General features: G+C 72.0%; 9 protein-coding genes. 1 reads left to right on the top strand and 8 read right to left on the bottom strand.

Annotated elements, in window-relative coordinates:
• Positions 1 to 18: 18 nt before the first annotated feature.
• From EDF32_RS13020 to EDF32_RS13005, 4 genes are all read right to left on the bottom strand, one after another.
• The gene (locus tag EDF32_RS13020; RefSeq protein WP_123308992.1) at positions 19 to 1620 is read right to left on the bottom strand and encodes an NCS1 family nucleobase:cation symporter-1; all 1602 of its coding nucleotides are present in this window, start codon (positions 1618 to 1620) and stop codon (positions 19 to 21) included.
• A gap of 229 nt (positions 1621 to 1849) precedes the next feature.
• Positions 1850 to 3781 (bottom strand): glycoside hydrolase family 127 protein, encoded by a 1932-nt coding sequence (locus EDF32_RS13015; RefSeq protein ID WP_123308991.1) that lies wholly within the window; start codon positions 3779 to 3781, stop codon positions 1850 to 1852.
• Between the two features lie 53 nt (positions 3782 to 3834).
• Positions 3835 to 4479, bottom strand: coding sequence for a 1-acyl-sn-glycerol-3-phosphate acyltransferase (locus EDF32_RS13010; protein ID WP_123308990.1), 645 nt, complete (start codon positions 4477 to 4479; stop codon positions 3835 to 3837).
• Between the two features lie 48 nt (positions 4480 to 4527).
• Positions 4528 to 5376: an oxidoreductase gene (locus tag EDF32_RS13005; protein WP_123308989.1), complete on the bottom strand. Its 849-nt coding sequence runs from the start codon at positions 5374 to 5376 to the stop codon at positions 4528 to 4530.
• 168 nt (positions 5377 to 5544) lie between these two features.
• Between EDF32_RS13005 and EDF32_RS13000 the strand changes: the two genes are divergently transcribed.
• Positions 5545 to 6414 (top strand): hypothetical protein, encoded by an 870-nt coding sequence (locus EDF32_RS13000; protein ID WP_148061607.1) that lies wholly within the window; start codon positions 5545 to 5547, stop codon positions 6412 to 6414.
• 45 nt (positions 6415 to 6459) lie between these two features.
• Here EDF32_RS13000 and EDF32_RS12995 read toward each other — a convergent pair whose 3' ends face one another.
• The 4 genes from EDF32_RS12995 to EDF32_RS12980 are packed head-to-tail and all read right to left on the bottom strand — an operon-like array spanning position 6460 to position 12772.
• Complete coding sequence (locus tag EDF32_RS12995; RefSeq protein ID WP_123308987.1) at positions 6460 to 9477, bottom strand: glycoside hydrolase family 38 C-terminal domain-containing protein; 3018 nt, start codon at positions 9475 to 9477, stop codon at positions 6460 to 6462.
• Between the two features lie 60 nt (positions 9478 to 9537).
• Positions 9538 to 10461 (bottom strand): carbohydrate ABC transporter permease, encoded by a 924-nt coding sequence (locus tag EDF32_RS12990; protein WP_370449989.1) that lies wholly within the window; start codon positions 10459 to 10461, stop codon positions 9538 to 9540.
• Positions 10461 to 11396, bottom strand: a complete 936-nt coding sequence (locus EDF32_RS12985) for a carbohydrate ABC transporter permease (protein WP_123308986.1) — start codon at positions 11394 to 11396, stop codon at positions 10461 to 10463. The genes EDF32_RS12990 and EDF32_RS12985 overlap by 1 nt, the downstream gene beginning before the upstream one ends.
• A 2-nt stretch (positions 11397 to 11398) precedes the next feature.
• Complete coding sequence (locus EDF32_RS12980) at positions 11399 to 12772, bottom strand: extracellular solute-binding protein (protein WP_233565907.1); 1374 nt, start codon at positions 12770 to 12772, stop codon at positions 11399 to 11401.
• Positions 12773 to 12886 lie beyond the last annotated feature (114 nt).

The raw sequence follows: 12886 nt of genomic DNA, 5'->3' as shown, positions 1-12886 counted from the left end.
GCCCCTTTCGGTAGGAGGTCAGTGCAGCGGGGGGACGGCGATCGGCTCGCCGTCGACCGCGCGGAACACCGGGGAACGGTCCGCCACGACCAGGTAGATGCCGCAGGCGGCGATCGCCCCGACGAACCACGAGAAGCCGGAGACCTCCTCGAAGGCGGGGACCAGGGCGATGACGAGCGCGAGGACCGCGGCCGGCGTCCCCGCGCCGATGGCGCGCCAGTTGACGCCACGGGTGTAGGCGTAGTCGGCCGCCGGGTCGTCGGAGTAGAGGTCGAGGACGTTGATCCGCCCGCGGCGCAGGAGCCAGTAGTCGGCGACGATCACACCGAACAGCGGGCCGAGCAGGGCTCCCAGGCCACCGAGGAAGTAGACGACGACGGTCGGCGAGTTGTAGAGGTTCCACGGGAGGATGACGAGGCCGATGGACGCCGAGATGATCGCCGCCTTGCGGAAGTTCAGCCGTCGCGGGAACAGGTTCGTCAGCGTGTAGGTCGGCGCCACGAAGTTGGCCATGAGGTTCACCGCGACGGTGAGGACCATCAGGGCGAGGCACGCGAGGACGAGGATCAGGGTGTTGGGGATCTGCTGGACGATCTCGGTCGGGGACTCGATGATCGTGCCGTTGATCTTGTACTGGGACCCCGACATCACCACGACGACCGCGGCGAAGAACAGCATGTTGACGGGGATGCCGAAGACGTTGCCCTTGACCACCGACCGCTTCGACGGGGCGCCGCGCGTGAAGTCGCAGAAGTTGAGCACGAAGGTGCCGTAGACCACGACCCACAGCGCCGCAGACTCGAAGATCCGCACCCACATCTCGCCGCCGGTCAGCGACCCGTCCGTCGACCAGGCGATCGAGAAGCCGGCGCGGGAGAACATCCAGATCGCCAGGCCGAGCATCGTCGCGAGGATCACGGGGCCGGCGAACGCCTCGTACTTGCGGATCATCTCCATGCCGTAGCTGACGATGACCACCTGGACGATCCACAGGGCGACGAACGCCATCCAGCCGAGCGTGGACAGCCCGAGGATCGAGTTGTGGTCGAGGTCGTCGAGCGACGGGGCGAGGGCGACGAGCAGGACGCGCAGGACCACGGACGCGAGGTAGGTCTGGATGCCGAACCACGCGACGGCCACGGCCCCGCGGATGATCGCGGGCACCTGCGCCCCCCGGACGCCGAAGGCGATACGGCTCATCACGGGGAACGGCACCCCGGTGCGCTGACCCATGAACCCGGACAGGTTGAGCAGCCCGAGGAGCAGGAACGAGCCGACGAGGAACGCCAGCATGATCTGCCAGCCCCCGAGCCCGAGCGCGAAGAGCCCGGCGGCGAAGACGTAGTTCCCGAGCGAGTGCACGTCGCTCGCCCACAGCGTGAAGATGCTGTACGCGTGCCAGGTGCGCCCCTCGCGCGTCGTCGGCGCGAGGTCGCGGTTGTACAGCGACGGGCTCGCGCCGGCCGGGACGGGGTGCGCCGGCGAGGAGCCCCGCGGCGCGCGCTCGATCGCCGGTTCCGTCGTGCCCCACGGGGTAGGGCCCGCGCTGGCGGGCGGCTCCTTGTGCAGGTCGTCCGCCGGCAGCGTCGTCGCGTTCTTCGGGTTCGGGACCTCGGCCATGCTGACACCTCTCGCGGCGCCCCCTGGACGCCCGTCGGGTCGGTGCGCGCGCCGTCGGGCGAACACCGGTGTTCTCGGCCGACCGGCGCCGCGACTCAGAGCCGGTCGCCACTCCGGTGGTGCGGGACGGGGTTCCGTCCTTTCGCATCATGGAATTCGGCTTTTGCTTAATGGAAGCGTACGAAGGGTCGTGGAGTGTGTCAACCGCCACACCGGACGGGAGGCCCGCTCAGGCCAGCGGGATCCAGACGCGCATCGGCTGCGGGCCGCGATTGGCCCACAGGTGGTACGGGATCGCGACGAGCTCCACGTCTCGCTCGTCGTCCCCGCCGTCCGTGGGCACAGCGTCCCCGAGCGGCCGGTACGGGGCGCGCGCCGCGCCGTCGGGCGCCCGCACGACGCGACCACGGGCGCGCAGGACCGTCGTCCCGCCCAGCAGGTCGTCGCGCCGCTCGACCGTGATCGTCTCGTCCGGGTCGAGGCGCGCGTCGTCGACGACGACGCCGGCGGCCTGGTCGGGCTGCTCGAGCGCGTAGACCAGCGGGCCGCGCTCGATCGCGACGCAGCCGCGCACCGCGTCGACACGCGCGTCCGCGGTGGTCAGGCGCGGCGCCATGGGCAGGACCAGATCGACGGTGTCGCCCGCTGCGAGCAGGCCGGTCGTGCGGGCATACCCGCCCGCGGCCACCGGCGCGCCGTCGAGGGTGGCGCCCTCGGCCCACGCGGGGACCCGCAGGGCGATCTCGACCGGGCGGCCCGGGACCTCGTCGACGTGGACCACGACCCGCCCGTCATAGGGGTAGCCGGTCTCGACGCGCACGCTCAGCCCGTCGCTCGAGATCGGACCCGGCGCGTACTGGTGGATCTGCAGGCCCGCGTCCGTCCGCGTGGCGAGGTAGGCCGTGAGGCTCGAGAGCGTGCGCATGATGTTGGGCGGGCAGCACGCGCAGTCGAACCAGCCGCGCCGCCCGTGCGCCGGGCTCCGGTTCTCCTCGGGCTCCGCGTCGGCCCGCAGCTGCAGCGGGTTGACGTAGAAGTACTCGGTCCCCGCGAGCGAGAGGCCGGAGAGGAAACCGTTGAGCAGCATCCGCTCGATCTGGTCGCCGTAGCGCGCCTCGCCCGTGGCCAGCAGGAGGCGCCACGCCCACTGGACGCCGCCGATCGACGCGCACGTCTCCGCGTACGCACGGTCGGCGGGCAGCTCGTAGGGGTCCCCGAACGACTCGCCCTCCCACCGGGACCCGAGACCGCCGGTGAGGTACTGCTGCGAGCGCTCCATCGCGGCGTACTGCCGCTCCAGGGCCGCGAGCAGCTCGGTGTCGCCGGTCTCGACCGCCACGTCCGTCGCCCCCGCCCCGAGATAGACCGCGCGCACCGCGTGGCCCTCCGGGTGCGGCGTCTCGCGGACGGGGAGCCGGTCGGAGAAGTAGGTCGGCTCCGCGCCGTACCGCTCCATGTGCCCGTGACCGCGCGCCTCGACGAAGTACCGCGCCAGGTCGAGGTAGGCCCGGGTCCCCGTCTCGCGGTAGAGCTCGACGAGAGCCGTCTCGACCACCGGGTGGCCGTCGACGTCCTCACGGTCGCCGAGGCCGGGACGACCGTCCCCGAAGGTCGCCACCAGGTGGTCGGCGAGGCGCGTGGCGACGTCGAGGAGCTCGCGGCTCCCCGTCGCACGGACCTGTGCGACCGCGGCCTGGAACAGGTGCCCGGCGCAGTAGAGCTCATGGCTCCACGGCAGCTCGCGGTAGCGCTCGTTCTCGCGCAGCTGGACGACGGAGTCGAGGTACCCGTCGTCGGCCTGCGCCCGCGCGAGCAGGTCCGTGACGCGGCGCTGCAGGCATGCCAGCCGCTCGTCCTCACCGCGGCCGAGCTCCCACGCGGCGGCCTCGAGCCACTTGTGCACGTCGGAGTCGGCGAAGACCGGCCCGATCGCCTCGCCCTGCGTCTCGCCGGCGAGGATCTCGAGGTTGCGCAGGTTGCCGGCCCGGTCGAGCTGCTCGGCGCCCGCGGGGATCGACGCCCGCCGGTTCGCCTCCTGCCGGGCGGCCCACAGCCCGCCGGTGATCCGGGCGGCGTCCAGACCGAGCGGGCGGAGGACGCCGAGGGCTCCCGCGGTGGGCGACGCCGGGGCGGGGACGGGGCGGACGGCGGCGTCAGGCATGCGAGCTCTCCATCGAGTCAGGGAACGTCAGGCACCGGCTGACCGCCGCCGCCTCAGTCTGCGAGCGCCTGCCCGCTCATCGCGTGGATGCGGGTCATGACCTCGTCGGTCAGCTCGCGCCGCGCCTGCGCGGGCCGGATGCCGCTGGTGATCTGCTTGCGCGGCAGCACGGGCGGGCCGAACGAGACCTGGACGCGGTGGATGCGCGGCAGCCGCTTGCCGACGGGCTGGACCTTGTCCGTGCCGCACACCGCCACGGGCACCACGGGCGCGTGGCCGGCCAGCGCCAGCCAGGCCACGCCGGTGTGCCCCTTGTGCAGCTTGCCGTCCCGCGAGCGCGTGCCCTCCGGGTAGATGCCGAACGCGCCGCCGCTGCCGAGCACGGCGAGCGCGTCCTCCAGCGAGCGTTGGCCGGCCCGCGGGTCCTCGCGGTGCACAGGGATGTGCCCGAGCGTGGAGAAGAACCACCGGGACACGCTCCCCTTGATCCCGGTGCCCTCGAAGTACTCGGCCTTCGCGAGGAACGTGACGTGCCGGGGCGCGACGATCGGGATCAGCAGCGAGTCCACGAACGAGAGGTGGTTGCTCGCGAGGATGACCGGCCCGCTGCGCGGGATGTTGCCGAGCCCGGTGACCTGCGGGCGCAGGAACACGTATGCCAGGAGCGAGAGCAAGAGCTTCAGCACCCGGTAGGTCATCGCACCATTGTGCACCGGACCTTCACATGCCCCGTGCGCGCACGGACGTCAGACCAGCGCGCGGGCGTCGTCGTGGTCGGTGGACAGTGCCAGCCCGCGCCAGGCCGCCGACTCCCGCTGGAGCTGCCCGATCTTCCGGTCGAGCTCCGCCAGGCAGTCGCTGCCGAGCTGGGCGCGCACCGGCGGGTTCTCGGTGTCGGCGAGGGCCAGCACTGCCGTGGCGCCCTTGACCGGGTCGCCCGGCTGGGCCTGGTTGAGGCCGGGCACCGCGCCGCGGACCGCGCCGGCGGTCGCAGCGTAGTCCGCGATGACCTCGTCCTCGGTGTGCAGGCTGGTGGCGTCGAGGAAGTCGGTACGGAAGTAGCCCGGCTCCACCAGCGTGACACCGATGCCGAGGGGCGCCAGCTCCTGCTGCATCGCCTCCGAGAGACCCTCCACCGCGAACTTGGTGGAGCAGTAGACCCCGAACCCGGCGGAGCTGCTGAACCCGCCCAGCGAGCTGAAGTTGAGCACCCGGCCCGACCGCTGCCGGCGCATCACCGGCAGCACCGCGCGGGTGACGTTGAGCAGCCCGAAGACGTTGGTGTCGTAGATCGCGCGGACGGCGGCGTCCGTGGACTCCTCCACCGCGCCGAGCAGACCGCGCCCCGCGTTGTTGACCAGGACGTCGATCGTCCCGAAGGTCTCGACCGCGGACGCGACCGCGGCCCGGGCCTGGGCCTCGTCGGTGACGTCGAGGGCCACGGCGAGCAACCGACCCTCGTACCCGGGCAGCGCCGCGCGGACGGCGTGCGGGTCACGCGCGGTCGCGACGACGTCGTCCCCGCGGTCGAGCGCCTGGCGGGCGACCTGGAGGCCGAAACCGCGGGACGCGCCGGTGATGAACCACGTAGACATGCTGACTCCTCGAACAGGGGGACGTGCGTCCCCGAAGCTGTGATCGTGCGGTGGTCCCCATGCTGGCCGGGGCGCGCGGCATCATCCAGGGAAAGATCTGCCTAGGAACGGGCGCACCACGCGGACCCGCCCTTTGCGGGACGGCGCGAGCGGTGCTTGCCTGGAGCGATGAGCACACGAACCACAGGACGTGGAAGGGCGGCGGCCGGCTTACTTGTCCTCGCCGCCACGCTGGTCATGTCGGGCTGCGGGTCGTCGGACGACGACGCGGCGGCGGGCTCGCCGTCGAGCGCCGGCTCGACGGCCCCCGCTGACGACGGCTCGGCCGGCTCCCCCGGGAGCGACGACGGCGCCGCCACCTCGGGCGGCTCGGCCTCGGCCGGCCCGTCCGACGACAGCGCCGGGGACGCCGGGGACGCCGCGGGCTCGGGCTGCGCCGCCACGGGCGACGGCCCGCCGTCGGGCGCCGACACCCACGACGTGGTCGACGTCGACGGGGACGGGAAGGACGACGTCGCCTGGCTCACCGGGGGCCCGGACCGCACCTTCGGGGTCACGACGGCGTCCGGCGCCACCTTCTCCCACGAGATCGACGCGGCGGAGCCGATCAGGGCCTCCGCGGTGGTGAACGTCGTCGGCGCGGACGCCACGCCGATCGCGCTGGTCGACGTCGGCCGCGCCGTCCAGCTCTACTCGCTCGCGGGGTGCCAGGTCACCGTGACCACCGACGCGAAGGGCGACCCCTACACGTTCGACAAGGGCTTCACGGGCTACGGCACGGGCGTCGGCTGCTCGGAGGTCGACGGCCGCCTCGAGCTCGCCGGCCTGGACGCGGTCTCCGACGACTCCGGGAAGACCTTCACCGTCAAGCGCACCCTCGTCGACCTGTCCGACGACGGGGCGCACGCCGCCAACGGCGACGAGGCGACGGTCGCGACGAGCGCCGCGAAGGACGACGACGTCGTCACCACCGCCCAGGAGACGAGCTGCGGGGACGCCGTCGCCGGCACGGACGGCCCGGTCGAGCCGCAGGGCTGACCGGACCGTCCGCGCGGGCGCGTGCCTCCCGGCACGTGCGGGTGCTCAGGCCCGCGACGCCCGCAGCGTGACGATCTGGAACGGCCGCAGCGCGAGCGGCTCGCCCAGGTCCACCTCGGCCGGCTCGTCCGTCACCGGCCGCTCGAGCAGGTCGGTGCGCACCACGCCGGCCACGTCGAACCCGAACGAGACCCGGGCCCGCGACCGCGCGCCCGCCGACTCGTAGAGCCGCACCACGACGTCCCCGCTGCGGTCCTCGGCGAGCTTGACCGACTCGACGACCACGGCGTCGTCGTCCACCGTGACCAGGGGCGCGACCTCCCCCGCGCCGCGCACGACGCGCCGCGGGAGGTTGGTCCGGTAGCCCTCGCGCACGGCGTCCGCGATCGCGGCACCGGGGTGCAGGACCGTGACGAACCGGTGCTCGCCCTGGTCCGCGTCGGGGTCCGGGTAGAGCGGCGCGCGCAGGAGCGACTCGCGCACGGTCGTGACCGTGCTCCCGTCGGCCGCGAGCGACCGGCCGACGTCGTGGCCGTACGTGCCGCTGTTCGCGACCGCGACCCCGTACCCCGGCTCCGCGACGTGCACCCAGCGGTGGGCACAGATCTCGAACTTGGCGGCGTCCCAGGGGGTGTTCGCGTGCGTCGGGCGGAACACGTGCCCGAACTGCGTCTCGGACGCGCTGCGGTCGGCGTGCAGGTCGAGCGGGAAGGCGAGCTTGAGCAGCCTCTCGCGCTCGTGCCAGTCCACGTCCGTCTCGATCCGCACGGCCGCCGACCCGCGGGACAGCCCGATCCGCTGGGTGACCGACGACGTCCCGAACGTCCGCGAGACCTCGACGACGACCTCGTCCGGCCCGGAGACGACGACGTCGACCGTGGCCGGCGTGTCGAGGTCGGTGAGGTGCACGCGGTCCTCCAGGTCGACGTCCCACGCGTCCCACTGCCGCGGGGTGTCGCGCTGCAGCTGCAGGAGGTTGCCCGCCTGGCCCGCGGGCACGAGCTCGCGGTCGGCGCGCAGGTCGCGCAGCGACCGGACCAGGCCCGCCCCGTCGATCCGCAGAGACACGATCCCGTTGCCCACGACGACGCCGTCGGGCCCGTCCTCGACGCCCACCGCGTCGCCGTCCGCCGCTGCCGGGGCCGACGCACCGAGGGCCGCGACCCCGTCCCACGCCTGGGGCGCGGCGTTGAACAGCAGCGGCCGGTCGCCGTCGCCCGCGAGCGCGCCCACGGCGCCCGCCACGATCTCCTCGACGTCGCTCGCCACCTGCGCGTAGCCGGCCTCCGCGTCGCGGTAGACCCACGCGATGGAGCTGCCCGGCAGGATGTCGTGGAACTGGTTGAGCAGGACCGTCTTCCACGCGGCGTCGAGCGCCTCGTACGGGTAGTCGGCCCCCGTGCGCACGGCCGCGGTCGCGGCCCACAGCTCGGCCTCGCGCAGCAGGTGCTCGCTGCGCCGGTTGCCCTGCTTGGTCCGCGACTGGGAGGTGTACGTCCCGCGGTGGAACTCGAGGTACATCTCCCCGCTCCACACCGCTGGCTCGGCGATCGCCTGCTCGGCGTCCTCGAAGAACTCGTAGGGGCTCGCGTGGCGCACCGCCGGCACGCCCTCCGTGGACGCGTACCGCCGGGCCCGGTCCATCATCTCGGCCGTGGGGCCGCCGCCGCCGTCGCCGTACCCGAACGGCACGATCGACGCATCGAACCGGCCCTTCTCGGCGTTGTTGGTCGCGGCGTGGTCGAGCTCCGTGGCCGTGAGCTCGCCGTTGTAGGAGTCGACGGGCGGGAAGTGCGTGAAGATGCGCGTCCCGTCGATGCCCTCCCAGTCGAACGTGTGGTGCGGCATCCGGTTGATCTCGTTCCAGGACAGCTTCTGGGTGAGCATCCAGCGGTTGCCGGCCGCGCGGGCGATCTGCGGCAGGGCGCCGGAGTACCCGAACGAGTCGGGGAGCCACACGTCGCGGGTCTCGACGCCGAGCTCGTCACGGAAGAACGCCTTGCCGGTGAGGAACTGGCGCACGAGCGCCTCCCCGCCCGGCATGTTGGTGTCCGACTCCACCCACATGCCGCCGACCGGGACCCAGCGGCCCTCGGCGACCTTCTCCTTGATCCGCTCGAACAGGTCCGGGTAGGACTCCTTGATCCACGCGTACTGCTGCGCGGAGGAGCACGCGAACACCAGGTCCGGGTCCGCGTCCATCAGGGTGACGACGTTCGAGAACGTGCGGGCGCACTTGCGCACCGTCTCGCGCACCGGCCACAGCCACGCGGAGTCGATGTGCGCGTGCCCGACGGCGTAGGCCGTGTGCGCGCTCGCGGCCGCCGGCATCGCCAGGTGCGGGGCCAGGACGTCGCGTCCCGCCGAGGCGGTGCCGGGCACGTCCGTCGGGTCGACGGCGTCGACCATGTCGTCGAGCGCGGCGAGCACCCCGGCGAACCGGGTGCCCTCGGGCGGCAGGACGCGCAGGAGGTCGCGCAGCGCGAGGGCGTCCTGGTGCAGCTCGTGGACCTCGGCCTCGAAGGTCACGACGTCGGCGCGGCGCAGCACGTAGACCGGCTCGGTGCCCGCCGTCTCCTTGTCGCCGAGCGGGGTGGGGCGGAACCCGTCGGGGCCGAGCACCGTGGGGTTCCCCGCGGCCTCGAGCCACAGGTCGACGGGCTCGTCGGCCGGCCAGTCGACGGCCCGGCTGCGGGGGTTGAGCGCCTTGAGCGGGCGCCCGTCGGCCGACCAGAGCTGGCCCTCGGCCTGGAAGCCCGGGTTGACGTCCGTGAACCCGAGGTCGACGTGCACGGCGGTCCGGTCGCCCGCCGCCGCGGCGCCGTCCACCGGCGCCGGGCCGGTGAGGTGGAACCACGTGGTGCTCCACGGCGCGCCCCAGCGGTGGCCGGGCTCGACGGGAGCGCCGTCGTGCTCCACCGCCTCCGCGAACGGGACGGGCTCGCCGGGCGCCTCCCAGGCGGTGACGGACAGGGGCTCGGCGCTGCGCTGGACGTGCGGGGCGATCCGCTCTTCGACGAAGCGGTCCACCCTGGCGAGGGTCAGCTGCTCGGGTGTGGGCATGACGGAGTTCCTTTGCGTGGTGCGGTGTTCTGACGTGTGGTCGGTGCGCAGGTCCGGCGGTCAGCCCTTGATGCCGCCGGCGAGGGCGTTGGACCCGCCCGAGAGGCGCTGCGTCACCAGGTAGAGGACGAGCACGGGCACCGAGTAGAGGATCGAGAAGGCCGCGAGCTTGCCGTAGGCGACGCTCCCGTAGGTCCCGAAGAAGTTGTAGATCGCGACGGCGGCGGGCTGGTGCTCCGCCGAGGTCATGAGGATGAACGGGACGAAGAAGTTCCCCCAGGCCCCCGTGAACACGAAGATCAGCACGACGGCGATCCCGGGCCGCATGAGCGGCAGGACGATCGTGCGCAGCGCGCGCATCGAGCCGGCGCCGTCCACCCAGGCCGCCTCCTCGAGGGAGATCGGCACGGAGTCCATGAAGTTCTTCAGCATCCAGATCGCCATGGGCAGCGAGGTCGCGGCCATGAAGAAGATGACGCCGGTCGTCGAGTCGAGCAGCTGCAGCTTCACGAACAGCGTGTAGACGGGCACCATGATCGCGGTGATCGGCAGGCACGTCGCGAACAGGATCGTGTACATGAACCCGCGCTGGAACCGCATGCGGTACCGCGAGAGCGGGTAGGCGGCGACGACCCCGACGATCACGGTGAGGAAGGCGGTGCCGAACGAGATCACCGCCGAGTTCCACAGGGGCCTGAAGGTCTGGTCGAGGTTCCACACCGCCGCGAAGTTCTCCGTCGTCAGGCTCGACGGGACGCTCACGGACACGGTCGCGGACGGGTTCACCGACGACAGCAGGATCCAGGCCAGGGGCACCAGGAACGCGACGCCGACGAGCACGAGGATCGCCGAGGCGATGAGCCGGCTGCTCGAGCGGCGCGGCGACGCGACGGTCATGACGCGGCCGCCGCGCGGCGCCCTGCCGGCGCGCCCTCCCCGGGTCCCCGGGGTGCCCGACGACGTCGGGACGGTCGTGGCGGTCATCAGTCCACCTCCGGCTTGAGCACCTTGATGTACACGATCGAGAACACGGCGCCGACGAGGATGGTGACGGTCGCGATCGCGGTCCCGTAGCCCACCTGGGAGTACTTGAACGCCTCCTGGTACGCGAGCACCGGGAGCGTCGAGCTCTTGGTGCCGGGACCGCCGCCGGTCATCACCCAGATGATGGTGAACACCGCGAGGGTCTGCAGCGTCGTCAGCATGAGGTTGGTCGAGATGGACCGCCGGATCATCGGCAGCGTCACGCGGAAGAACGTCTGGCGCCGGTTGGCGCCGTCGATCTGCGCGGCCTCCTCGATCTCGGTCGGCACCTCGGACAGCGCGGCCCGGTAGACCAGCATCGAGAACGCGGTGCCGCGCCAGACGTTGGCGAGGATGACCGCGAGCAGCGGGACCGTGATGAGCCACGTCGTGTCGCCGAGGCCGACGACGCCGAGCACCGAGTTGAGCGTCCCGTCGGTGGAGAAGAACGCGTACAGCGCGAACGCGGCCACGATCTCCGGCATCACCCACGCGACGACGACGAGCGCACCGATCGCCGAGCCGAGCGCCTTCGGCGCCATGCGCTGCAGGACGGCCAGGCCCATGCCGAGGACGTTCTGCCCCACCACGGCCGAGGCGAGGGTGAACACGACCGTGATCCACACCGACGCCCAGAAGTCCGCGTCGGCGAAGAGGGACGTGTAGTTGTCGAGCCCGACGAACTGGGGGTCCGCGGCGCGGTACCCCGTCAGGGCGGTGTTGGTCATGGACCCGTACAGGGACCAGAGGATCGGGCCGAGGAGGAAGACGGCGAGCAGGAGGATCGCCGGCACGAGGGGGACCGAGCGGGTCAGCGCCCGCAGGCCCCCCGACCGGGGCCGGGACGTGGTGTCCCGGCCCCCGTCGGTGCCCGGCGCGAGTGTCTGCGTGGACATGCTCAGCCCGCGGCGACCGTGTTGTTCTTGCCGACGATCTTCTGCAGGCCCTCGTCGTACGACTTCGCGGCGTCCTCAGGCGACTTCTGGCCGCTGGCGACCGCCTCGACCTCCGTCTGGATCACGGAGGAGATCTGCGAGTAGTCCGGGGTGGCCGGGCGGAAGTGCGTGTACGGCACGAGGCTCGAGAAGAACTCGAACGACGGGTTGTAGCTCAGGTACTTCGGGTCCTCCGCGACGTCCTTGCGGACCGCGATCTGGCTGTTCGTCGTGTCGTACTCGAGCGAGCTGTCCTTGTTCGTGGCCATCGCGACGAAGTCGAACGCCGTCTGCGGGCTCTTGGTCTGCGCACCGACCGACAGCAGCCAGCCGCCCGACATCGAGGTGAACCCGTCGCCGGAGCCGTCCTTGGTCGGCATCTTCGCGAAACCGAGCGTCTTCTCCCACTCCGGCCACGCGTTCTCCCCGGAGATCCAGCCGCCGGGCATCCAGGAGCCGTCGATGTCGATCGCGAGCTTGCCCTGGGGCAGCAGCTCGGAGAACACCTTGGTGCCGATGTTCGCGTCGAGCGCCTGGTCCAGGGAGGGTGCCAGCCCGCCGTCGTACACGGTCTTGTAGAAGTCGAGGGAGTCCGTCATCCCCTGGTCGCCGGTGACCCACTTCTTCTGGTCCGTGTTGTACAGGTCGGCGCCGTCGCGGCTGCCGTAGTACAGCATCTCGAGGCCCTGCATGGTGGTCTGCTCGCTGCCGGCCTTGCCCGCGTAGATGTTCATCGGCGTGACGTCCGGGAGCTTGTCCTTGATCGTCTGGGCGGCGTCGATGATCTCCTGCCACGTGGTGGGCTGCCAGTCCGTGGGCAGGCCCGCCTTCTTGAACAGGTCCTTGTTGTAGAAGATCCCGCGGGTGTCGGTGCCCATCGAGACGCCGTAGGTCTTGCCGTCGACGCCGAGGCCGGCGTTCTTCGCGGCGTCCTCGAACTGCGACCAGTCGTCCCACTTCGCGGTGTAGTCGTCGATCGGCAGGAGGTAGCCGGCGGCGGCGTCGGACATGACCTGGAACGTGTCCTCGTAGATCACGTCCGGGGCCGTGTCCTTGGAGCCGTTCATCAGGGCGAGCTTCGTGTAGTACTGGTCCGCCTCGGCCTCGATGGGCGCGAGCTTGACCGTGACGTCGGGGTTCGCCTTCTCGAACTCGGGCTTGACCTTCTGCAGCAGGTCGTCGAGCTGGTGGAACGCCGAGGTCTTCTGGTAGGCGATGGTGATCGTGCGCGGGCCCGAGTCCTGGGCCGCGTCGCCGTCGTCCGACGACCCGCAGGCGGCGGTCGTCAGGGCGAGCGCCGCCACGGCGCCGACGGCCGCTGCTCTCCGAATACGCATCAGATGCTCCTTTGCTCTGGTCGCCGCGTCCGTGCGGCGGCGCAAGTTCATCATTTCGCGGAACTAATTGCAAGGCCCGACGACGTCGCCCAGGTCCGGCGGGCCGGGGTCTGG

This window comes from Cellulomonas sp. PhB143 (genome assembly GCF_003752595.1).
GTDB lineage: Bacteria > Actinomycetota > Actinomycetes > Actinomycetales > Cellulomonadaceae > Paraoerskovia.
The sequence above is the reverse complement of the archived record's forward strand: the minus strand, read 5'-3'. Positions and strand labels throughout refer to the sequence as shown.